This window comes from Brevundimonas fluminis (assembly GCF_003934285.1).
GTDB classification, from domain to species: domain Bacteria; phylum Pseudomonadota; class Alphaproteobacteria; order Caulobacterales; family Caulobacteraceae; genus Brevundimonas; species Brevundimonas fluminis.
On sequence record NZ_RQWJ01000002.1, the window covers coordinates 22,398 to 43,688 of the forward strand.

At 72.0% G+C, this 21,291-nt stretch carries 24 protein-coding genes and 1 tRNA gene; 15 read left to right on the forward strand and 10 right to left on the reverse strand.

The window, feature by feature from the left end; translation table 11 throughout:
• The first annotated feature begins 8 nt into the window (after positions 1-8).
• Complete coding sequence (locus EFJ44_RS00510) at positions 9-461, forward strand: hypothetical protein (protein WP_125255239.1); 453 nt, start codon at positions 9-11, stop codon at positions 459-461.
• Here EFJ44_RS00510 and EFJ44_RS00515 read toward each other — a convergent pair.
• Genes EFJ44_RS00515 through tsaD form a run of 3 tightly spaced genes read right to left on the reverse strand, consistent with a single transcriptional unit; the run spans position 458 to position 2,963 of the window.
• Positions 458-841 carry a Rieske (2Fe-2S) protein gene (locus EFJ44_RS00515; RefSeq protein ID WP_125255240.1) on the reverse strand — a complete coding sequence of 128 codons (384 nt, stop codon included), beginning with the start codon at positions 839-841 and terminating at the stop codon, positions 458-460. The two genes, EFJ44_RS00510 and EFJ44_RS00515, sit on opposite strands and share 4 nt — an antisense overlap.
• Positions 838-1,836 (reverse strand): NAD(P)H-dependent glycerol-3-phosphate dehydrogenase, encoded by a 999-nt coding sequence (locus EFJ44_RS00520; protein ID WP_125255241.1) that lies wholly within the window; start codon positions 1,834-1,836, stop codon positions 838-840. The genes EFJ44_RS00515 and EFJ44_RS00520 overlap by 4 nt, the downstream gene beginning before the upstream one ends.
• Positions 1,833-2,963 (reverse strand): tRNA (adenosine(37)-N6)-threonylcarbamoyltransferase complex transferase subunit TsaD, encoded by a 1,131-nt coding sequence (gene tsaD, locus EFJ44_RS00525; protein ID WP_125255242.1) that lies wholly within the window; start codon positions 2,961-2,963, stop codon positions 1,833-1,835. The genes EFJ44_RS00520 and tsaD overlap by 4 nt, the downstream gene beginning before the upstream one ends.
• A gap of 40 nt (positions 2,964-3,003) precedes the next feature.
• Between tsaD and hemC the strand changes: the two genes are divergently transcribed.
• The 5 genes from hemC (at position 3,004) to EFJ44_RS00550 (ending at position 6,775) form a co-directional block, all read left to right on the forward strand.
• Positions 3,004-3,939: a hydroxymethylbilane synthase gene (hemC, locus tag EFJ44_RS00530; RefSeq protein WP_125255243.1), complete on the forward strand. Its 936-nt coding sequence runs from the start codon at positions 3,004-3,006 to the stop codon at positions 3,937-3,939.
• 5 nt (positions 3,940-3,944) lie between these two features.
• Positions 3,945-4,607, forward strand: coding sequence for a uroporphyrinogen-III synthase (locus tag EFJ44_RS00535; RefSeq protein ID WP_206426843.1), 663 nt, complete (start codon positions 3,945-3,947; stop codon positions 4,605-4,607).
• Positions 4,608-4,621: 14 nt separating this feature from the next.
• Positions 4,622-4,697: transfer RNA gene (locus tag EFJ44_RS00540), tRNA-Thr, on the forward strand.
• 103 nt (positions 4,698-4,800) lie between these two features.
• Complete coding sequence (locus EFJ44_RS00545; RefSeq protein ID WP_125255244.1) at positions 4,801-6,084, forward strand: polyhydroxyalkanoate depolymerase; 1,284 nt, start codon at positions 4,801-4,803, stop codon at positions 6,082-6,084.
• The gene (locus EFJ44_RS00550; protein ID WP_125255245.1) at positions 6,047-6,775 is read left to right on the forward strand and encodes a M48 family metallopeptidase; all 729 of its coding nucleotides are present in this window, start codon (positions 6,047-6,049) and stop codon (positions 6,773-6,775) included. Before EFJ44_RS00545 ends, EFJ44_RS00550 begins: the two co-directional genes overlap by 38 nt.
• A 3-nt stretch (positions 6,776-6,778) precedes the next feature.
• Here EFJ44_RS00550 and EFJ44_RS00555 read toward each other — a convergent pair whose 3' ends face one another.
• Positions 6,779-8,863, reverse strand: coding sequence for a transglycosylase domain-containing protein (locus EFJ44_RS00555; RefSeq protein WP_125255246.1), 2,085 nt, complete (start codon positions 8,861-8,863; stop codon positions 6,779-6,781).
• A 122-nt stretch (positions 8,864-8,985) separates the two neighbouring features.
• Positions 8,986-9,450 carry a YaiI/YqxD family protein gene (locus EFJ44_RS00560; protein ID WP_125255247.1) on the reverse strand — a complete coding sequence of 155 codons (465 nt, stop codon included), beginning with the start codon at positions 9,448-9,450 and terminating at the stop codon, positions 8,986-8,988.
• A gap of 97 nt (positions 9,451-9,547) precedes the next feature.
• Here EFJ44_RS00560 and EFJ44_RS00565 point away from each other — a divergent pair, with 97 nt between their 5' ends.
• Genes EFJ44_RS00565 through EFJ44_RS00580 form a run of 4 tightly spaced genes read left to right on the forward strand, consistent with a single transcriptional unit; the run spans position 9,548 to position 11,705 of the window.
• Complete coding sequence (locus EFJ44_RS00565) at positions 9,548-9,991, forward strand: hypothetical protein (protein WP_125255248.1); 444 nt, start codon at positions 9,548-9,550, stop codon at positions 9,989-9,991.
• A complete protein-coding gene (locus EFJ44_RS00570) occupies positions 9,988-10,425 on the forward strand; it encodes a hypothetical protein (RefSeq protein WP_125255249.1) in 438 nt (145 codons plus the stop codon). Before EFJ44_RS00565 ends, EFJ44_RS00570 begins: the two co-directional genes overlap by 4 nt.
• A gap of 30 nt (positions 10,426-10,455) precedes the next feature.
• A complete protein-coding gene (locus EFJ44_RS00575; RefSeq protein WP_241209626.1) occupies positions 10,456-11,181 on the forward strand; it encodes an RluA family pseudouridine synthase in 726 nt (241 codons plus the stop codon).
• A gap of 26 nt (positions 11,182-11,207) precedes the next feature.
• Positions 11,208-11,705 (forward strand): CC0125/CC1285 family lipoprotein, encoded by a 498-nt coding sequence (locus EFJ44_RS00580; RefSeq protein WP_125255251.1) that lies wholly within the window; start codon positions 11,208-11,210, stop codon positions 11,703-11,705.
• Here EFJ44_RS00580 and EFJ44_RS00585 read toward each other — a convergent pair.
• Complete coding sequence (locus EFJ44_RS00585; RefSeq protein WP_241209627.1) at positions 11,702-12,904, reverse strand: hypothetical protein; 1,203 nt, start codon at positions 12,902-12,904, stop codon at positions 11,702-11,704. The two genes, EFJ44_RS00580 and EFJ44_RS00585, sit on opposite strands and share 4 nt — an antisense overlap.
• A gap of 171 nt (positions 12,905-13,075) precedes the next feature.
• Between EFJ44_RS00585 and crcB the strand changes: the two genes are divergently transcribed.
• The 3 genes from crcB to EFJ44_RS00600 are packed head-to-tail and all read left to right on the forward strand — an operon-like array spanning position 13,076 to position 15,155.
• A complete protein-coding gene (gene crcB, locus EFJ44_RS00590; protein WP_125255252.1) occupies positions 13,076-13,459 on the forward strand; it encodes a fluoride efflux transporter CrcB in 384 nt (127 codons plus the stop codon).
• Entirely contained in the window at positions 13,456-14,451 is a 996-nt protein-coding gene (locus tag EFJ44_RS00595; protein ID WP_125255253.1) for an RluA family pseudouridine synthase, read from the forward strand. The genes crcB and EFJ44_RS00595 overlap by 4 nt, the downstream gene beginning before the upstream one ends.
• Positions 14,448-15,155: an HAD-IA family hydrolase gene (locus EFJ44_RS00600; protein ID WP_125255254.1), complete on the forward strand. Its 708-nt coding sequence runs from the start codon at positions 14,448-14,450 to the stop codon at positions 15,153-15,155. Before EFJ44_RS00595 ends, EFJ44_RS00600 begins: the two co-directional genes overlap by 4 nt.
• Here EFJ44_RS00600 and EFJ44_RS00605 read toward each other — a convergent pair.
• Positions 15,105-15,608: a hypothetical protein gene (locus tag EFJ44_RS00605; protein ID WP_125255255.1), complete on the reverse strand. Its 504-nt coding sequence runs from the start codon at positions 15,606-15,608 to the stop codon at positions 15,105-15,107. The two genes, EFJ44_RS00600 and EFJ44_RS00605, sit on opposite strands and share 51 nt — an antisense overlap.
• A gap of 60 nt (positions 15,609-15,668) precedes the next feature.
• Here EFJ44_RS00605 and EFJ44_RS00610 point away from each other — a divergent pair, with 60 nt between their 5' ends.
• Positions 15,669-16,427, forward strand: a complete 759-nt coding sequence (locus EFJ44_RS00610) for an ATP12 family chaperone protein (protein ID WP_125255256.1) — start codon at positions 15,669-15,671, stop codon at positions 16,425-16,427.
• Here EFJ44_RS00610 and EFJ44_RS00615 read toward each other — a convergent pair.
• The gene (locus EFJ44_RS00615; RefSeq protein WP_125255257.1) at positions 16,424-17,362 is read right to left on the reverse strand and encodes an alpha/beta fold hydrolase; all 939 of its coding nucleotides are present in this window, start codon (positions 17,360-17,362) and stop codon (positions 16,424-16,426) included. The genes EFJ44_RS00610 and EFJ44_RS00615 overlap by 4 nt on opposite strands.
• Positions 17,363-17,469: 107 nt before the next feature.
• Between EFJ44_RS00615 and EFJ44_RS00620 the strand changes: the two genes are divergently transcribed.
• Positions 17,470-18,558 carry an aromatic ring-hydroxylating oxygenase subunit alpha gene (locus EFJ44_RS00620; RefSeq protein ID WP_125255258.1) on the forward strand — a complete coding sequence of 363 codons (1,089 nt, stop codon included), beginning with the start codon at positions 17,470-17,472 and terminating at the stop codon, positions 18,556-18,558.
• A 6-nt stretch (positions 18,559-18,564) separates the two neighbouring features.
• Here EFJ44_RS00620 and EFJ44_RS00625 read toward each other — a convergent pair whose 3' ends face one another.
• Positions 18,565-19,224 (reverse strand): TetR/AcrR family transcriptional regulator, encoded by a 660-nt coding sequence (locus EFJ44_RS00625; protein WP_125255259.1) that lies wholly within the window; start codon positions 19,222-19,224, stop codon positions 18,565-18,567.
• A 215-nt stretch (positions 19,225-19,439) separates the two neighbouring features.
• Entirely contained in the window at positions 19,440-21,281 is a 1,842-nt protein-coding gene (locus EFJ44_RS00630) for a cation:proton antiporter domain-containing protein (protein WP_125255260.1), read from the reverse strand.
• Positions 21,282-21,291 lie beyond the last annotated feature (10 nt).

The window sequence follows — 21,291 nt, forward strand, 5'->3', positions numbered from 1 at the left end:
CCAAAGGCATGAGCCCTTCCCGCCGCGTCGAACGCTCCGGCCTCCGCCTCATCCACGGGGCGCAGGAAACCATGCAGGCGGCGCACGAGGTCGTGTCCGCCCGCCTCGCGCTCGCGCGCTCGGGGCGTCTGAAGCCGGAAGAGGCGGCTCTGATGGGCATGGAGAAGCTGCAGGCCATGGGTCAGGGCGCCGCCGACGCCGGCCGCATCCTGTCCGCCGCCGGCGACCGCGTCGCCCGGGACGCGACGCAGGAGGCGAAGCTGGCCGTCGACGCCTTCAGCCGCGCCTCGGCCGACCCGGCAGGCGCCATGGCCGTCCAGACGGCCTGGCTGATGGGCGGCTGGATGCGCGCGGCCGACGCCGCGACGGCCTGGAGCGCCGCCCTGCTGGAGGCCCAGGCCGCCGCGCTGGAACCCGTCCGCCGCGCCGCCGTGGCCAATGCGAAGCGGCTGAAGCGCTAGGCCGTCCGCACGATCCCGCCGACCACCCGAACCGGCCACGGAGTCAGCCGTCCGCCCGCGCACGGGCCGCCGACGCACAGCCCCGTCAGCGGCTCGAACACCGCGCCGTGCCAGCCGCACAGGATCAGCTCGCCGTCCGGCGTCAGATAGCGGTCCAGCTCCAGCGCCAGCATGTGCCCGGCGTGCGGACAGCGGTCGACGTACCCGGCGACCTGTCCGTCCTTCCGGACCACGAAGCCGTGGAAGAAGGCCTCGCCGATCTGCAGCACCAGCCCGCGCGCGCCGGGATCCGGCAGGTCCGCCTCGGCGCACAGCGGCACGTTCGGCGGCGTCTCCCACACGCGCGGCCGGGCCGTCGCCTCGGGCGTCTCGTCGCTCACGCGTTCTCGGCTTTCAGCGGCCGCGACAGCAGCTGGTCGATGGCCTGCAGCGCCGTGATCTCGGCCCTCAGCAGCCGGTCCACCGCGCAGCAGATCGGCATGTCCACGCCCAGGGCGTCGGCCAGGGCCCGCACCGCCGGCGCGCTCTCCATGCCCTCGGCCACGCTGCGTTTGCCCGCCAGCGCCTGCTGCAGGGTCTGGCCTTCGCCCAACGCCAGCCCCAGGCTCATGTTGCGCGACTGCGGGCTGGAGCAGGTCAGCACCAGATCGCCCAGCCCGCACAGGCCGGCCACCGTCTCCGCCTGCCCGCCCAGCGCCACGCCCAGCCGCGTCATCTCCACGAAGCCCCGCGTGATCAGGGCCGCGTGGGCGCTGCGGCCCAGCTTCATGCCCTCGGACACGCCGCAGGCGATGGCCAGCACGTTCTTCACCGCCCCGCCGACCTCGGCCCCGATCAGGTCGTCGGCCAGATAGGGCCGGAAGTGCGGCGCGCTGAGCGCCTGCATCAGATCCTCGCCCAGCGCCGTGTCGGCGCAGGCCAGCGTCACCGCCGTCGGCAGGCCGCGCGCCACCTCGGCGGCGAAACTGGGCCCCGACAGCACCGCGATCGGCGCTGCGGGCAGCACCTGCTGCGCCACGTCGGTCATCAGCGCCAGAGAGCCTCGCTCGACGCCCTTGGAACACAGGACCACGGGCACGCCGGACCGCCAGTGCGGCCGGAACGCCTCGAGCGTCGCCCGCATGTGCTGGGCCGGCGGCACCGCCAGGATCAGCTCGCAGCCGGCCAGATCGGCCAGGTCGCCCGTCGCGCTCACGCCGGGCTCCAGCCTGACGCCCGGCAGGAAGGCTTCGTTCTCGCGCCGCGCGGCGATGCTTTCGACCACTTCCGGCTCGCGCGCCTGCAGGATCGTCCGCAGACCCGCCCGCGCGCACACCTGCGCCAGGGCCGTGCCCCACGCCCCCGCGCCGATCACGCCCGCCGTCTGGAACTTCATGCCTTGGCGCCCTTTCGTCCCGCGACGTGCATCGGATCGGCCAGGGCCGCCGCCTCGTCCAGCGGCCAGCGCGGCCGCGCCGGCGCATCCAGGCCGGAAGTCAGTCCGAGCGCCAGTCGTTCCGCCCCGGCCAAGGCGATCATCGCCGCATTGTCGGTGCAATAGGCCAGCGGCGGGGCAAGGAAGCGGAAACCGCGCTTCGCCGCCGCCTGTTCCAGGCCCGCGCGCACGGCCCTGTTCGCCGCCACGCCGCCCGCCACCACGAACACCCGTTCGGCCTCGCCCGCCTGCGCGGCCCAGCCGTCCATGGCCCGGCCCGAGCGCTCGACCAGCTGGCGCACGATCGCCGCCTGAACCGCCGCGGCCAGGTCGGCGCGCTCCTGATCCGTCGTCAGCGTCTGCGCGATCCGCGCCGCCGCCGTCTTCAGCCCCGAGAAGGAAAAGTCGCAGTCCTTCCGCCCCAGCAGGGCACGCGGCAACTCGTACCGGCCCGCGTCGCCCGCCGCCGCCGCGCGCTCCAGCGCCGGCCCGCCGGGGTAGCCCAGCCCCATGGACTTGGCGATCTTGTCGAAGGCCTCGCCCGCCGCGTCGTCGATGGTCGCGCCGATCCGCCGCACCTCGCCCACGCCACGCACGTCCAGCAGCTGGCAATGCCCGCCGGACACCAGCAGCAGCAGGAAGGGATAGGCGATCGGCTCGGTCAGCCGCGCCGAGACGGCGTGGCCCTCCAGATGGTTCACCGCCACCAGCGGCAGGTTCCGCGCCAGCGCGGCGCCCTTCGCCCAGCTCAGCCCCACCATCACCCCGCCGATCAGCCCGGGCCCCGCCGTCGCCGCGACGCCGTCGATCGCGGTCCAGTCGACCGCCGCTTCCGCCAGCGCCCGCCGCGCCACGCCGTCGATGGCCTCGACATGGCTGCGGGCCGCGATCTCGGGCACCACGCCGCCATAGGCCGCGTGGTCGTCGATCTGGCTGTGCACCACGCTGGACAGGACCTCGGCCCGGCCGTCCGGCGACAGCCGCACCACGGCCGCGGCGGTCTCGTCGCAGCTCGTCTCCAGCCCCAGCACGGTCAGCGCCTCGGTTGCCGGGTCCGAACCCCTGCTGTAGGGCGGGCGTCCACTCATGGGTCCGAGGTAAAGGGACCGAAGCACAGGCGCAACGGCGATGGACCGCCCGATCCGCATCGGCACCCGAAAGAGTCGGCTGGCGCTGGCCCAGTCCGGCATGGTCCGCGACGCCATCGCCCGCACCCTGGGCGCCGCGCCGGGCGAGGAGGAGCGCTTCGCCGTGCTCGTCCCCATCGTCACCGAGGGCGACCGCATCCAGGACCGCCGCCTGATGGAGATCGGCGGCAAGGCCCTCTTCACCCGCGAGCTGGAGGAGTGCCTTCAGGACGGCCGTCTGGATCTCGCCGTCCACTCCATGAAGGACGTGCCGGCCGACATGCCGGGCGGGCTGGCCATCGTGGCCATGCCGGAACGCGAAGACCCCCGCGACGCCTTTCTCGGACGCGCCGCCCGCCGCCTGACCGACCTGCCGCAGGGCGCCCGTCTGGGCACCGCCTCGCTGCGGCGTCAGGCCCAGGCGCTGGCGCTGCGCCCCGACCTGGCCATCGAGATGCTGCGCGGCAACGTCGACACGCGCCTGCGCCGCCTCGCCGAGGGCGAGTTCGACGCCATCCTTCTGGCCACGGCCGGTTTGTCGCGGCTCGGTCTGTCCGAGGCCATCCACGAGCGGCTTTCTCTGGACGACTTTCCGCCCGCGCCGGGTCAGGGCGCGCTGGCGCTGCAGGCCCGGCTGGACCTCGCCGACGCCGACTGGCTGGTGGCCCAGGACCACGCCCCGACCCGCCTCGCCGTCGAGGCCGAACGCGGCGCCATGGCGGTGCTGGAGGGCTCCTGCCGCACCGCCGTCGCGGCCTTCGGCGTCATGAGCGGGGACGACCTGACCCTGACGGTCGAGTGGCTGTCGCCCGACGGCCGCCGCCGCGTCCGCCGCGTCGGCACGACCGCGGTCGCCGACGGCGAGCAGGCCCGCGCCTTCGGCCTCGATCTCGGCGCCCGGGTCCGGGCCGAGGTCGGCGCCGACCTGGTCCCCTGAGTCCGTTGCGCGTCTGGATCACCCGCACCGAGCCCGGCGCGACCCGCACCGCCCGCGCCGTCGCCGCGCTGGGCCATGAGCCGGTCGTCGCCCCGGTTCTGGAAAGCCGCGATCTGCCCGCGACCCTGCCCCCCCACACGGCCGTCGCCTTCACCAGCGCCGCCGCCGTCGAGGTTTACGCCCGCCTGACGCCCGACCGATCCGCCGCGGTCTTCGCCGTCGGCGACGCCACGGCCCGGGCCGCCTCGGACGTCGGTTTCGCCGACGTCCGTTCCGCCGCCGGCGACGGACGGGGGCTCGCGCGGCTGATCATGGCGGACCCCCCGCCCGGGATGCTGTGGCCCCGCGCCGCCGCGCCCGCCTTCGACCTCGCCGCCGCCCTGGCCGGCGCCGTTCCGGTCGACCCGGTCGCCGTCTACGAGACCCGGCCGGTCGAACCCGCGCCCGCGCCGGCCTTCGACGCGGTTCTGATCCACTCGCCGCGGGCCGCCCGTCGTCTGGCCGATACCCTGCCGCCCGCCGCGGCCGGGGGCCGGCTTGCCCTGGCGATCTCGGAAGCCGCCGCCGGGCCGCTCCGGCGCCTCCCGTGGCGCGAAATCCACGTCGCGGCCCACCCCGACGAGGCCTCGCTCCTGGCCCCGCTTGGCAAGGCGCCGCCCGCCGTGTAAAGCGCCGCCTCCGGGCCGCTTTAGCTCAGCCGGTAGAGCACCTCATTCGTAATGAGGGGGTCGCGTGTTCGAGTCACGCAAGCGGCACCACTCCCCCTGGCCCGCCGTTCCTCACGTGGGCGATAATCTTTTTGCAGTGCGGGGCGTTTCATGCTGCCCTGCCGCATCGGGCGGGGGCCGCATCAGGACCAGCATGCTGTATACGTTTCACGAGCTCGCCTATTACGGGGCGACGCCGTTTCGTCTGGGGGCCCAGGCCGCCCGCACCTTCTGGACCCACCCCTTCAACCCCGCCGCCGACACGCTGATGGCGCGCTCCGCCGCGGCCGCCGCCGAGGTGTTCGAGGGTCTGACGCGTCGCTACGGCAAGCCGGCCTGGGGGCTGGACGTGGTGTCGGTGAACGGCGTCGACGTGCGGGTGACCGAGGAGACGGTCTGGTCCTCGCCGTGGTGCCGCCTGATCCGCTTCGCCCGCGACCCCCGCGATCTCAAGAGGGCGGGCAAGCCGGTCGACGCGCCGCGCGTGCTGATCGTGGCTCCGCTGTCCGGCCACTACGCCACCCTGCTGCGCGGCACGGTCGAGGCCTTCATCCAGGACCACGACGTCCACGTGACCGACTGGGTCAACGCCCGACAGGTGCCGATGCTGGAAGGGCGTTTCGACTTCTTCGACTACATCGACCACGTGCGGACCATGCTGGGCCAGGTCGGTCCGGGCGCCCACGTCGTCGGCGTCTGCCAGCCCGGGCCGCCGGTGCTGGCGGCGGTGGCCGTCATGGCCATGGACGACGACCCGAACCGTCCGGCCTCGATGACCTTCATGGGCTCGCCGATCGACGCGCGCCTGTCGCCCACGGTGACCAACCAGCTGGCCGAGCAGAAGCCCTTCACCTGGTTCCGCTCCAACATGATCCACACCGTGCCCCTGCCCTATCCGGGCGCGGGGCGGCGGGTCTATCCGGGCTTCGTCCAGCTCTACAGCTTCATGTCGATGAACGAGGACCGGCACCGCGACGCCCATCAGGACTATTTCGCCAACCTGGTCCGGGGCGACGGCGACGCGGCCGAGAAGCATGCCGAGTTCTACGACGAGTACCTCTCCGTGCTGGACCTGACCGAGGAGTTCTATCTCCAGACCATCGACATCGTCTTCCAGCAGCATCTGCTGGCGCGCGGCCTGCTGGAGCACCGCGGGCGGCGCGTCGATCTGACGGCCATCGCCGACGTCGGCCTGATGACGGTCGAGGGCGAGAAGGACGACATCTCCGGCGTCGGCCAGACCCAGGCCGCCCACGGCCTCTGCGCGTCCATCCCCGACGACCGGCGCGAGCTCTACGTGAACCCCGACGTCGGCCACTACGGCGTCTTCAACGGCCGCCGCTTCCGCGACGACATCTATCCCCGCGTGCGCGACTTCATCGCCCGCAATCAGGCGATCCATGACGCAGTTCCACAACGGCGCGCGGCTGCGGCTTGAGCGGCCGGGCGGCGGCGAGCCACTGACCCTCCGTCTGTCCGTCAACGCCCGGGCCCGCCGGTTGTCGGTGCGCATCGACGCCCGCGCCGGAGAGGCCGTCGTCGTCGCCCCCAGCCCGCGGACCCTGCCCCAGGCCGTCGACTTCGCCCGCACCCGCGCCCTGTGGATCGCGGAACGGCTGTCCGCCCGCCCGAAGACGACGCCGCTGGCGCCGGGTCAGGAGATCCTGCTGGCCGGTCGGTCCGTGCGGCTGGAGGCGACCGGCACGGCGGCCGCGGCCCGTCTGGTCCAGTCGGAGGCGGGACCCGTCATCCGGGCGGGCGGAGAGGGCGAGGCCTTCTCCCGCCGAGTGCTGAACTTCCTCAAGGCCGAGGCGCGCCGCCGCCTGACCGACCGCACCGAGTTTCATCGCGCCGCCTTGGGTCAGGCCCCGGTCCGGCTGTCGATCACCGATTCACGCACCCGCTGGGGCTCGTGCAGCCCGCATGCCCGCACCATCCGCTACAGCTGGCGCGTCGTCATGGCTCCGGAGGCCGTGCTGGACTATCTGGCCGCCCACGAGGTCGCGCATCTGGTCCACGCCGACCACAGCCCGGCCTACTGGTCCGTCGTCGAACGCCTGATCGGCGACCACCGTCCGCACCGACGCTGGCTGAAGACCCACGGCGCGGCGCTGCACGCGGTGGGTTGAGCGTCAGAAGAACAACGGCTCCGACTTCCTCTCCGGCGCGGGCGTCGTTTCCGGCCGGCGCGGCTCGGTCGGCTGCGGCACGGTGGGGCGGACCACGGGGCGGTCGACGGGCGGGTCGTTCGGTTCGGGCGCCTCGCGCTCGACCTCGCCGCCCGTGACCAGCTCCTCGCCCTCGGCATAGGGGTCCTCGATCGATCCCATCAGCTCGCTCATGGGATCCGGCGGGATCCAGCCCTCGGGCATGGGTGGGCCGTCGGGGATGCGGGGCGCGTTCAGACGCGGCAGGGCCGCCTCCATGAAGCCCTTCCAGATCGCCGCCGGAGCCGCGCCGCCGGTGACGCCGCGCATGGCCGTGTTGTCGTCCTTGCCGACCCAGACGGCGGTGACGAAGCCGCCGGTGTAGCCGACGAACCAGGCGTCCTTGTAGTCCGAGGTGGTGCCCGTCTTGCCGGCCAGATCGCGCCCGCCGATTCCGACCGACCGCGCCGTGCCGCCCGAGACCACGCCGCGCAGCATCTGGTTCATGTAGTACAGGGGCGGGTTGGCGATGGCCTGAACCGACCGGACGTCCCGGGCGCCGCGCTGATAGATCACGCGGCCCTTCGGCGTGCGGATGCGGCTGATGCCATAGGCCTCGACGCGCTTGCCGCCGTTGGCGAAGGGGGCATACGCCTGGGCCATCTCCAGGGGGCTGACCTCGACGGCGCCCAGGGCCATGGCCGGCTCCAGCCCGATCCGGCTCTCGATGCCCAGACGCCGCGCCGTGCGGGCCACCTGGTCGCGGCCGAGCGTGTCGGCCAGCCGCACCGCGACCGTGTTGGTCGACTGCGCCACGGCGCTGGCCAGCGTCATGCGCCCGGCATAGCCGCCGGAATAGTTGCGCGGCGACCAGCTGCCGATGCGGATCGGCTCGTCCACCACCGGCGTCTCGGGCGTGTAGCCGGCCTCCACCGCCGTCAGATAGACGAAGGGCTTGAAGGCCGAGCCGGCCTGACGCCGGGCGTCGACGGCCCGGTTGAACTGGCTGTCGGCATAGCTGGCGCCGCCGATCATGGCCCGCACCCGCCCGTCGCCGTCCACCGCGACCAGCGCGGCCTGCTGCACGCCCTTGGACCTGTCGCGGTCGAGGATGCGCCGCACGGCCCGCTCGGCGGAGGTCTGCAGCGTCAGGTCCAGCGTCGTCTCCACGATCAGGTCCTCGCCCGGATCGTCGCCGACCAGGCCGCGCACCTCGGCGTCCAGCCAGTCGATGAAATACTGGGCGTGCTGGGTCGCCAGCGTCCGCGACACGCGCACGGGCTCCAGCACCGCGGCGGCCCGCTGGTCGGCGGAGATGACGCCGCTCTCCTCCATCTCGTCCAGCACCACGGTGGCGCGCGTCGCCGCCCGCTCGCTCTCGGACACCGGCGAATAGCGCGAGGGCGCCTTCAGCAGACCCGCCAGCAGGGCGGCCTCGCCGACCGTCAGATCCTTGGCCGACTTGTCGAAATAGCGCTGGGACGCCGCCTCGATGCCGTAGGCGCCGGCGCCGAAGTAGACTCGGTTCAGATACAGGGCGAGGATTTCGTCCTTGGAGAATTTCATCTCCAGCCACACCGCCAGCATCAGCTCCTGCACCTTGCGGCGCAACGTCTGGTCCGGGGTCAGAAACAGATTCTTCGCCAGTTGCTGGGTGATGGTCGAGCCGCCCTGCACCACCCGTCCGGCGCGCATGTTGGCGACCATGGCCCGCACCATGCCGATGGGGTCGAAGCCGGGATGCCAGCGGAAGCGCTGGTCCTCGATGGCGATGAAGGCCGCCGGCACGTAGTCCGGGAGGGCGGCCAGATCGGCCGGCGGCGCCTGCTGGGTGCCGCGCACCGCGATCAGGGCGCCGTTGCGGTCCAGGTAGGTGATCGAGGGCTGGCGGTCGACTTCATACAGGGTCGAGGTGTCCGGCAGGCCGCGCGCGAACACGGCGAAGAAGGCGACCAGGAAGATCACGCCCCAGACGGCCAGGACCCCGCCCCAGTACAGCGCCTTCTGCATCGGAGTGCGCGCCGCGCCCGCCCCGTCGCCCCGTCCACCCGGAATTCCGAACCGCGCCATCGCCGCCCTCTGAAGTGCCCGGACGACAGCTTAGCCGTCCGGCGCGACGGCGAACACCGCCGCTCGCCTGAAGAGTGAACGCACCAATCCGTCCAAACGATGACGGAAACGTGAGCGGTCGTTCATCCCCCCGCGCGACGGCGGGCCGCGACCACCGCCCGGTCCAGCGCCTGCAGGAAGCTCGACCGGTCCTTCGGCCCGAACGGCGGCGGACCGCTGGTGGCCACGCCCATCGACCGCAGATGCTCGCCCACCATCCGCCCGGCCAGCGCCGAGCCGATGGAGTTCTCGGTGAACGCCTCGCCGTTGGGCCGGATCGCCTGCGCCCCGGCCGCCAGGCACCGCTCGGCCAGCGGGATGTCGGAGGTCACCACCACGTCGGCGGGCCCGACCCGCTCGGCGATCCAGTCGTCCGCCACGTCCGGCCCGGCGTCCACCACCACCTGCTCGATGAAGGACGCCCGCGGCAGCTGGATCCAGCCGTTGGACACCACGAAGACGCGCAGGCCGCACCGCTCCGCCACACGAAAGGCCTCCGCCTTCACCGGACAGGCGTCGGCGTCGATGAAAAGGCGAGGGGCGATCATGAGGCGCTCTCTAGCCTCCGTCGCCCGATCCGCCAAAGCGTTGCCATAACCGCGTTCCGGGCGCAGTCTGGCTCGAGGTCAACCTGGGGAGGGAAGAATGACCGACATGACCGTCAAGACGCCGTGGCACCTGTGGGCCGTCGGCGTGATCAGCCTGCTGTGGAACGGCTACGGCGGCTACGACTTCATCATGACCACCACGCAGGGCGAGACCTACATGCGCGCTGCGGGCATGACGCAGCCCATGATCGACTATTTCAACGCCATGCCGACCTGGATGTACGTGCCGTGGACGCTGGGCGTCTGGGGCGCGGTTCTGGGTTCGATCCTGCTGCTGCTGCGCAACCGGCTGGCCGTCTGGGCCTTCCTCGCCTCTCTGGTCGGGGCGGTCGGCAACCTGATCTATGGCCTGATGCATCCGATGCCGAACCTGCCCGAGGCCATGGCCATGATGAAATGGATGCCGTGGGCCATCGTCCTGATCGCCGCCTTCCTGGCCTGGTACGCCTGGTCGATGTCGAAGAAGGGCGTCCTGCGATGAGCGACGCCGGCGACAAGCGCCCCTGGCACCTGTGGGCCGTCGGCCTGCTGGCCATTCCGTGGAACGGGTTCGGCTGCTTCGACTATCTCATGACCCAGACGAACCGCGACCAGTGGTTCGCCCAGATGGGCATGACCGAGGCCCAGCTGACCTATTTCAACGCCATGCCGGCGTGGACGCACGGGGCGTGGGCCCTCGGCGTCTGGGGCGGCCTGCTGGGCGCGATCCTGCTCCTGTTGCGCTCCAGATGGGCCCTGCACGTCTTCGCCCTGTCCTTCCTCGGCTGGCTGGCGGGGGCGGTCTACGCCTTCGGCATGTCGGACGGGATCGCGGCCATGGGGCCGATGTGGCCGATGCAGTTCCTGATCGGCGGCGTCGCGGCCTTCTTCGTCTGGTACGCTTGGACCATGGGCAAGCGCGGCGTGCTGCGCTAACCGCGGGGGGTGAAAGCCCCCCGCCCGCCCGTGTCGCTCACGCCTGACGAGATCGCCGCCGTCCGCTCGTGGGTGATCCATGAGGACGCCCACGTCCTCGTCCTGAACAAGCCCGCCGGCCTGTCCAGTCAGGGCGGCCGCGTGCGGGCGCACACGCTCGACGACCTGCTGTGGGCCTTCGCCCGGTCGAACGGCAAACGGCCCGAGCTCGTGCACCGGCTGGACCGCGACACGTCCGGCGTCATTCTGGCGGCCAGGACGAAGCCGGCGGCGGGCTTCCTCGGCAAGGCCATCCAGTCGCGCAAGCTGAAGAAGACCTACCTCGCCCTCCTCGCCGCCGCGCCCGAGCCGCGCTCCGGCCGTATAGAGACGCCCCTGCTGCGCAGGGAGATCGGCCGCGAGAGCCACATGCGCGTCGCCGCGCCCGACGAGGCCGGCGCCCAGGCCTCGACCAGCCTCTACCGCACCCTGTCGGCGACGGAGGAGGCGGCGCTGGTCGAACTCAGCCCCCTGACCGGCCGCATGCATCAGCTGCGCGTCCACATGGCCTCGATCGGCCGCGCCCTGGTCGGCGACGCCCGCTACGGCGGCGCCCTGACGCTGGCGGGCGCCCCCGCCCCGCGTCTGATGCTGCACGCCTCGAAGCTGACCTTTCCCCATCCCGAAGGCGGCGAGCGCACCGTGGCCGCCCCGCCGCCCGCCGACTTCCTCGCACTGGCCCGGTCTGCGGGATTGGGAACGCAGGGCCTCGCCTGAGCGCTGTTCACCCGAGGAGACCCGCCATGTTCCGCATCCTGACCGTGTCCGCCGCCGCGCTCGCCCTGACGGCTTGCGCCTCGCTCGCCCCCTACGGCCCCCAGACCGGCTCAGGCGGTCAGGGTTATGCCGAGCAAAGGATCGAATCGAACCGCTGGCGGGTGACCTATTCCGGCGTCGGCGCACCCGCCCCGGTGGCGGAGCTGGCCCTGCGCCGCGCCGCCGAACTGACGGTGGCCAACGGCGACGACTGGTTCGAGGTGGTCCAGCGCTACACCGACGGCCGGCCCGATTCCGCCGGCGGCATCCGTCCCTCCCTGTCCGTCGGAGCGGGATCCGGTCGCTATTCGGGGCGCTACGGCAGCTATTCCACGTCCGGCGTCGGCGTCGGCGTCGGCCTGAACTTCAGCGGCCCGTCGCCCACGACCACGACACTGGAGATCGTCACCGGCGACGGCCCGCCCCCGGACCGCACCGCCGTCTACGACGCCCGCGGCGTGCTGGAGACGATCGGCCGCTACTAGCGCCCGCGCGTCAGCGCCCGGTATTCGACCAGCCGCTCCTTGTCGCGGCGAACCTGGTCGGCCACGGCGTTGTCGACGTCCAGCGAGGCGTAACGCACCCAGCCGTCGACCCCCAGCTTGTCCTGGACCGCCGCCACCGGCGTGCGCCAGCGGAAGTAGGACAGCCAGCTCACCGCCACGCCCAGCACGGCGGCGAGGATCTGCAGGCCGCGGAAGCCCGCCTCACCCGTGGCCGGCGGCTGCTCGAGCGCCAGAACGGCAAGCCCTGCGATCAGCACCAGCGGCGTCATGATCCGCTGCGCCCAGCGCATCCAGTAGCGCTCGCGACGCACCCTCCACAGCTCCATCTGGACGTGCTTCTCGAGGTACTCCATGCGCGCCCCGATCCACATGGTCAGGCGCGTCAGATACATGGCGCGCCGACCCCAGCCCTTGCCGTCCATCTGGAACTGGGTCTCGGCCTGGTCGGCCATGGCGCGGGCCGAGGTGAAGAGGTTCTGCAGTTCTCGCGTGCGCTGCACCACCTCGCGAGACAGCTCGTAGGAATCGTTCTCCAGCTGGAACCGGTACTGGATGAACAGAATGGCCTGCAGGGCCCAGAACACGCCGAAGGTGGCCAGCATGGCCCCCGCGGCCAGCATCAGCCCCATCTGCTCCGTCCCCGCCCACTGCGCGAACCAGCCGGGCCCAAGGATCGCCAGCGCCGCGAAGGCGGCCAGCGCGCCCGCCTGCGTCAGACGCTTGACCGAGACGTGCACGACCAAGGCCCGGAAAACGCGCCGGCCATAAGCATGGATGCGGCTGCGGATGTCCTGATCGACGGGAAAACGCTCCTCGATCTGGCGGCCGAAGAGGACGTGAAAGCGGTCCGGCTTCGACTCCGTCTCCCAGAACGGAAAGATGTCCAGCGGCTGGTTGAAGTACTCGTCGATGTGCGACGAGACGATGGCCTCGGCTTCCGGCGTCTGGGCGAAATACTCGCTCTCCGAGATCGGCCGCAGGATGCCGTCGCCGCCCCTCAGGGCCTCGGGCCGCGGGCGACCGTGGTTCGGCGTCGGCGGCGGCACGGCGCGGTCGGCGTGATCCGCCGCGCCCGGCGGCGGCGGATTGGCCGGCTCCAGCCGCCGGTCGTGGCCCTGTCCGCCGTGGCCCTCGTCGAAGCCGTGCGGCGGCGCGTGGTTGTGATCGTCGTGCGACATGGCGATCGCGGAATCCCCGAACTTGATCGGTCAGTATGGCGAAGTTCGCCGTCCACCGGACGACGTTCTCCCGTCACGGGAAGCCTTCGCCGTTAACCCCGTCCCCGGCAAGTGAAGTTTCGGTCAGTCCCTGCCCTTAGCTTCGGGAGCCGGACGGTGTATGCGGCGCGCATGACCCGTCTTCTTCTCGTCGCGGCCGGAGGGGCGCTGGGCGCCTCGGCCCGCTGGGGCGCCGGCGTCCTGGCGCAGCGGCTGGCGCCCGGCGCGGCCTGGCCGTGGGCCACCTTCGGCGTCAACGTGCTGGGCGGCCTGCTCATGGGCCTGCTCGTCGGATGGCTGGCCGCGCGATCGACCGGCGGGGACGCCGTGCGCCTGTTCGCCGCCGTCGGCGTGCTGGGCGGCTTCACCACCTTCTCGGCCTTCTCGATGGAGACGGCGCTGATGATCGAACGGAAGCATCTGGGCCTTGCCGCCGGCTACGTCGCCGCCTCGGTCGTCTTCTCGGTCGCGTCGCTGTTCCTGGGCCTCATGATCGCGCGCAGGGCCTTCGCATGACGCGCGAGGTCAAGATCCTCTACGTCGCCGAGGCGGAGGACGGCATCCGTCTGGACCGCTGGTTCAGGCGCCGCTGGCCGCACCTGTCCCACATCCAGATCGAGAAGCTGGCCCGCAGCGGCCAGATCCGCGTCGACGGCGGCCGCATCAAGCCGCAGGACCGGCTCACCGCCGGCGCCGCCGTGCGTGTGCCGCCCATTCCGGACCCTGTCGAGAGGACGCCGGGCGACCGGCCGAAACTGACGGACCGCGACGCGGCCTACGCCCGCTCGCTGGTGCTGTACGAGGACGAGCTGGTCATCGCCCTGAACAAGCCCCACGGGCTCGCGGTGCAGGGCGGCACCAAGACCACGAAACACGTCGACCGCCTGCTCTCGGCCTGGGGCGAGGGGCTTGAGCGGCCGCGGCTGGTCCACCGCCTCGACCGCGACACCTCCGGCGTGCTGCTGCTGGGCAAGGGCCCGGAGGCGGCCAAACGGCTGGCGGGCGCGTTCGCGCGCCGGCAGGCGAAGAAGACCTATTGGGCGATCGTGATCGGCAATCCCAAGCCGACCGCCGGCCAGATCGACATGGCGCTGAAGAAGTCGGGCATCAACGACTTCGAGATGATGCGCCCCGCCGACCCCAGGGAGCACGGCGCCGAACCCGCGGAAACCGCCTACGCCACGGTCAGCCGCGCCGCGCACCGGGCCGCCTGGATGGCCCTGCGCCCCTTCACGGGCCGCACCCACCAGCTGCGCGCCCACATGAGCGCGATCGGCCATCCCATCCTGGGCGACCCCAAGTACGGCACCCCGGAATCGACCGAACTCTCCGGCCCGCTGAAGCTGCAGTTGCACGCCCGCCGCATCGAGCTGGACCACCCGGGCGGCGGCAAGCTGATCGTCGAGGCGCCGCTGAGCCCCGAGATGAAGGCCGGATTCGACCGGTTCGGCTTCTCCGAGGACGAGGCGGGCGAGGATCCCTTCCACGGCGTGAAGAGGATGCGGTGACGCGTCCGCTGGCCGTGTTCGACGTCGACGGCACCCTCGTCGACAGCCGCGCCTCGATCCACGCCGCCTGCGGCGCCGCCGCGCGGCGGCTGGGCCTGCCCGAGCCGTCCTACGACCGCGTCCGGCAGATCGTCGGGCTGGAGCTGACGAAGGCTCTGCACGTGCTCGAGCCGCAGCTGACGCAGGCCGAACTGGCGGACTACGTCGCCGGCTTCCGCCAGTGGTTCCTGGACCAGTACGAGGCGGGTCATGAGGAGCCCCTGTTCGACGGCGCCGTCGATCATCTGCGCCGGCTCAAGCGGGACGGTTGGCGGCTCGCCATCGCCACGGGCCAGAACCGGCGCGGCGTCGCCCGCAATCTGGCGCGCGACGGCTGGGCCGACCTGTTCCTGTCGTCGCACTGCGCCGAGGATGGGCCCGGCAAGCCTGATCCCGCCATGCTCATCGCCGCCATGCGCGCCTGCGACGCCTGCCCGGCCACCACCGTCATGATCGGCGACACGGCGCACGACCATGCGATGGCCGCGAACGCCGGCGTGCCCGCCTATGGCGTCGGCTGGGGCTTCCACACGGCGGAGGAGCAGCTGGCCGCCGGCGCCCGGCTCGTGGCCACGACCTTCTCCGATCTCGACGCCGCGCTGGACGCCTTCGCCTCAGGCGCCGCAGGTCCAGCTCGCGTCGAATCGCTCGCGGCGTCCGCCTGAGGTCGCCTCCACGCGCACCGGTCGGGTGAACGTCTCGTCCAACGCCTCGCCTTCGCCCCGTTCCGGATCCGGCGTCAGAACGACGACGGCGCCTCCGCCGGAATAGCGGCCCGGCCGGGTCATGGCGTCGAAGTCGGTCGGCACGCCCGTCAGGTCGACGACCGCGCCGTCGATCCTGGCGACCCCGTCTCCGAGGACGATCACCACCAGATTCTGGCCGTCTCTCGACAGATTGCATCCGGCGCCCGGCTCCAGACGGTCCTCCCAGTCGGCCCTGAACAGCGGCTGCAAGATGGGCGACGCGGGCGCGGGCGGCGAAGGAGCGTCCGGTCCGTCGTGCGCGCGGGGCGCCGTGGCCGGCATGGCCCCCGCGGCGTCGGGCGGCGAAGAAGGAGGCTCTCCGCAGCCGAAGATGGCCAGGGCGGCGAGGCAGATCGGAACGTAAGGGCGCATGGATCACCTCCACGACAGCCAACGCTCGCCCGCCGCCTCCGCTCCGCCTATATCGCCGACATGCACATCCCGCCGCTCGATCCCAACGTCGCCGCCCGAAAGGGATTCCGCGAGTCGGAGGAGCGGCTGAAGCGGTTCTGGAAAGCCGTCGACGTCGCAGCGGTCGAGGGCGGCTGGGCCGTGCGACTCGACGGCCGCACGCCCAGGACGCCGGCCCACGCCCCCATGGTGCTGCCGAGCCAGGCCGCCGCCCGCCTCGTCTCCGACGAATGGGCCGCGCAGGGCGAGTTCCTGGATCCCGCCACCATGCCCGCCACCCGTCTCGCCTCCACGGCGATCGACCGGGTGTCGCAGGCGCGCGAGGCGGTGGCGGACGAGGTCGCCGCCTTCGCCGGCTCGGACCTGCTCTGCTATCCGGCCGAAGCTCCGTCGTCGCTGGTCGAGCGTCAGGCCCGGGAATGGTCGCCCTGGCGAGCGTGGGCGGCGACTGAGCTTGCAGTCCATCTGGAGCCGGCCGAGGGCATGTTGCACCGCCCCCAGGACCCGGCGGCCGTCGCCCGTGTGCGCGACCTCGCCCTGCGGCTGGACGATTTCGCCCTGACCGGACTGGCCATGGCGACCCCGCTGCTGGGCAGCGCCGTGCTCGCCTTCGCCCTGCAGCGCGCCGCGGGCAGGGCCGACGCCCTGTTCGACGTCTCCCGCCTCGACGAGGCCTTTCAGGAAGAGCGCTGGGGCATCGACGCCGAGAACGCCGCCCGCACCGCCGCGCGCCGCGAGGAGGCCCGGCTCCTGGAACGCTGGTTCGCCGCGCTCGCCTAGTCGATGAAGGCGTTGACCTCGGCGGCGAAGACGTCGGGCTGATCCAGCATGATGAAGTGGGCCGCCTCGTCGATCCGCCGGAACGTGGCCCCTTCCAGCCCCGCATAGGCGCCGCGATAGATCTGGTCGGTCAGTTCCGGCGTCATCCCGGGCCAGGCGAAGGCCACGTAGACCACCTCGACCGGGGCCGTGATGTTCTTCAGCTCGGGCCGCAGGTCGGTGACGATCAGCTCGTGCATGGCGTTGCCGGCGACGGCCTGGTCGGACGTCGCGCCGTGACGGATCGGCCCCTCGCGCAGCGATTCCGTGCGGATCATCTGGGTGATGCTGGCCGCCGACTGCTCGCGCCAGGCCTCGGGCGTGGACGAGATCATGCCGTCGCGGATCATGTCGGCCATGGGCATGAGGGTCTCGGGCGTCGCGTTCGGATTGCCGAAGGCCTGACCCATGAAGGGGATCTGGTCGACCACCATCAGCTTGCCGACCAGATCGGGATGCCGCGCCGCCAGCATCAGGGCGACGGTGCCGCCCATGGAGTGGCCGATCACCACAGGATTCTCGATGCCCTGTTCGCGGATGTAGCGGGCCAGCTCCTCCGCCACCGGCGCGGAGACCAGCCCGGCGGCGTTGTCCATCGGCGCGGCGCCCGCGAAGCCCTGCACGTGAACCAGATGCAGACGGTGCGGCCCCTCCAGCCGGTCGACGAGGGGCTGCCAGACGTCGGGGTGCGAGGTCAGGCCCGGGATCAGGATGACGTGCGGCCCCTCCGCGCCCTCCACGCGCACATGGAAGCGGCCGGACGCGAAGCCGGCGTGGCGGTGGCCCTCGTGGGCGCCGTGTTCCGCGCCGACGGGGTGATGGCCCTGCTCCTGAGCGAGCGCCGCGGGGGCGCTCAGGGACAGGGCGGCTACGGCGGACAGGATCAGGGCGCGCATGGGGATCTCCGGAAATGCAGGCTGTCCATACGACGTATGCTTTGTGTTGTAAAGTTCTTTTCTCAATCCGCTGGCGAGGCGCCGTGCGGGGGCGCTAGAACCGGCGCATGACCGCCGCCATCCAGACCGAGACGACGAAATTCGGCAAGGGCTTCCTGCGCGACGCCTGGTACTTCGTCGACCTGTCCCGGGAGATCCGCCCGGGCGCGCAGGCGCGGCGGACGATCCTGGGCGAGCCGGTGCTGGTCGGACGCACGCGCGCGGGCCAGGTCTTCGCCATGCGCGACGTCTGCCCCCACCGCGCCGCGCCGCTGTCGGCGGGCCGCGTCGTGGATCGCGCCGAGGACGGCGGCGAGACGATCGAGTGCCCCTATCACGGGTGGCGCTTCCGCCCCGACGGCGTCTGCGCGGCCATCCCGTCTCTGGTCGAGGGCGACGCGACCGACCCGGCGCGCATCCGCGTGCGGTCCTATCCGGTGCGCGAGAGCCAGGGGATCGTCTTCGTCTGGATGTCGTCCGATCCCCGCGGCGGCGGCGAGCCCGACCATGAGCCGCCCGTCTTTCCCGGCGCGGACGGCGAGGCGAAGCTGGTCGAGGCCATGACCTTCGACAGCCACGTCGACCACGCCGTCGTCGGCCTGATGGACCCGGCCCATGGCCCGTACGTGCATCAGCAGTGGTGGTGGCGGTCCGAGCATTCGATGCACGAGAAGCAGAAGGCCTTCGCCCCCGTCGAGCACGGCTGGGCCATGGTCCGTCACGCGCCGTCGTCGAACAGCCGGGCGTACAAGATTCTGGGCGGGGCTCCAGCGACGGAGATCACCTTCCGCCTGCCCGGCTATCGCTGGGAGCACATCCAGGTCGGCGAGAAGCAGGTGCTGGCGCTGACCTGCCTGACTCCTCTGGACGACGACCACACCCGCATCACCCAGATCTTCTGGTCCGACCATTGGGTGTTCGCGCTCGCCAGGCCGTTCCTGCGGATGGGCGTGCGCGCCTTCCTGAAGCAGGACGGCGGCATGGTGAACCTGCAGAACATGGGGCTGGCCTTCGACCCGACCCTGATCTGGATCGACGACGCCGACCGTCAGGCCAAGTGGTACCAGCAGCTGAAGCGCGAATGGCAGAGAAGCCGCGCCGAGGGGCGCGGCTTCTCCAATCCGATCGAACCGACGACGCTGCGCTGGCGCAGCTGACCGGCGTCAGGCGGCGCTGAGCTGGGCCTGCTGCTGGCGGGCGCCGGCGAAGATCAGGTCGATCTGGCGTTCCAGCGTCGACGTCAACGCCTTGAGGTCCTGGCCGTCATAGGCGGCGCGGCGGAAGCCCGAGACGAAGGCGGTCCAGATCATGCCGCCGATCAGGTCGAGGTCGGCGTCCCGCGCGATCTCGCCGCGCGCGGCCGCGCCGGACAGGATGTCGCCCATCAGCGCCGTCAGCGGCTTGACCGCCTCACGCGCCCGGCGCTCGGCGTCGGCCGGGTGGAACCAGCCGCGCGACACGACCGCCTGCACCAGCGGCAGATGGTCCAGCGTGGCGCGGTAGCCGGCGGCCAGGGCCGCGCTCAGACGCTTGCGTGCCGGCCCGTCGGTCTGGGCCGCGGCCTTCATCTCGCCGGCCACGCGGTGCAGGTCCTCGGCGAGAACGGCCTCGAACAGCTCGGCCTTGTCCTGGAAGTTGGCGAACACGGCGCCGGTCGACATCCCCGCGCCCTTGGCGATGTCGCGGATGGTGGCGGGATCGTAGCCCCGCTCGGCGAACAGCTCGCGGGCGGAAGCGAGGACCTTGCCGCGGGTGCGGACCTTGGCGGCCTGACGACGGTTCATGACGGCGCCGGACTCGGCGGAGGGGGTGACTTCGCGCATGGAGGGGAGGGCTACTCGGAACTGGATGAAGCGAAACCTGACGAACGTGGTTTCCGCCTGGAAATAAACCGGGACGGTCTGGGACCGCCGGCAGTTGCGAAGCTCGGTCTGACCACGGAACGATGACCAAAATGCGCCCGTCGCGCGACTCCGCTGTAATGTTGTTACAGGAGTTGAATCGCCCGCCCCGCAAGGAAAACCGGGGGCTGAAAGGCTCAGCTTGCGGGCCGGACCCGCGTTCTCAGCGCGCGCGCCGGCCGGGCCCGCCCGGCCTCCGGCCGCGCCTCCTGGAACGCCCGACGGAAGACGTCGCGCCGCTCGTGGATCGAGGCCAGCACCAGGCCCATCGGCACGCCGACGTCCACGAGCGTGTTCTCCGCCAGCTGCAGGCTGGCCTCGGTCGTCTCGGGCACGGCGTCGGTCGCGCCCAATTCGTACAGGCGCACGGCGTGCTTCTCGTCGCGGGCGCGGGCGATCAGGCACAGGTCCGGATGAGCCGCGCGGACGCTCCGCACCACCTCGTCGACCTTCCCCGGCGCGTCCATGGTGACCACCACCGCCCGGGCGTGGTCGAGGTCGCACTTCTGGAGGAACTCGACGCGCGACGCATCGCCCCAACTGACGTCCGCACCCTCCGAGCGCGCCTTCGAAACCACTGACGGATCGCTGTCGACCGCCAGAAACCCCTGACCGTGCTCATTCAGCAGGTCGCCGACCAGCCGTCCGACCCGGCCATAGCCGACGATCAGCACCTTGCCCTCGGCGGGCCCCGGCGTGATCGCCTCCGGCGTCAGTTCCGGCGCGTCCCTGACCGCCTTCTCCATCAGCCGGTCGGCCAGCATGGCCATGAGCGGGATGGTGAAGATGCTGATCGTCGCCGCCAGCATGACCGTGCCTGTGAAGGCGGGCGAGGCGATGCCCTCCACCATGCCGGCGCCCAGGATGACGAAGGCGAACTCCCCCGCAGGTCCGAGCACCAGGGCGGTTTCCAGCGCCGTCCTGTTGCGCACCTTCCAAGCGCGCGCCGAGAGGTAGATCAGGCCGGCCTTCAGGACCGTGATGCCCAGCGCCAGACCCAGCACCAAGCCGGGGTTCGCCGCCACGGCGTCCAGATCCAGTCCGATCCCCACGCCCACGAAGAAGACGCCCAGCAGCAGGCCCTTGAACGGCTCGATCGACACCTCGACCTCGCGCCTGAACTCCGTCTCCGCCAGCAGCAAACCGGCGACCAGGGCCCCGAGGCTCATCGACACACCCGCCGCCTGCGCCGCCACGCCGGAGGCGACCACGACCAGCAGGCTGGCGGCCACGAACATCTCCTGCCCCTGTCCCCGCGCGCGCGCCCTGGCCACCGACCGGAACATCGGACGCAGCACCAGCCGGCCGACGACCACGATCAGCGCCAGACCGACCGCGGCCGGGATCAGGGTCAGCAGGGCCGGTCGCAGCACCGAGGGATCGAACTCGCCCGCCGGGGTCGCTCCCGCGAGCGCCGTCGCCGCCAGGACCGTGACGGTGATCAGGATCGGCGCCACCGCCAGGTCCTGCGCCAACAGGACCGCGAAGGTCGTGCGCCCGGCCGGCCCCGTCAGTCGGCCCCGCTCGGCCATCACCGGCATGACCACCGCGGTCGACGACAGCGCCAGACCCATCCCCAGAACCGCGGCCGAGACCAGGGGTTGGCCCATCGCCATGAACAGGACCATCAGGCCCGCGGTGCAGACCGCCATCTGCGTCATGCCCAGGCCGAACACCAGGCGTCGCATGGCGCGCAGCCGCTCCCACGACAGCTCCAGCCCGATCATGAACAGCAGGAAGGCCACGCCCAGTTCGGACAGGGCCCGGATCTGGGCGGCGTCGTCGATGGTCAGCCAGGCCAGCCACGGCGCGGTCGACGCCAGCCGCGCCAGGCCGTCGGGACCCAGCAGCACCCCGGCGGCCAGGAACCCGAGGATCGGGCTGATCTTCAGTCGGTTGAAGAGGGGCACGACCACGCCGGCCGCGGCCAGGAAGACCACCAGGTCCTTGTACTCGCCGCCGCCGTGCCCCGCCGCCATCGCCCCTCCC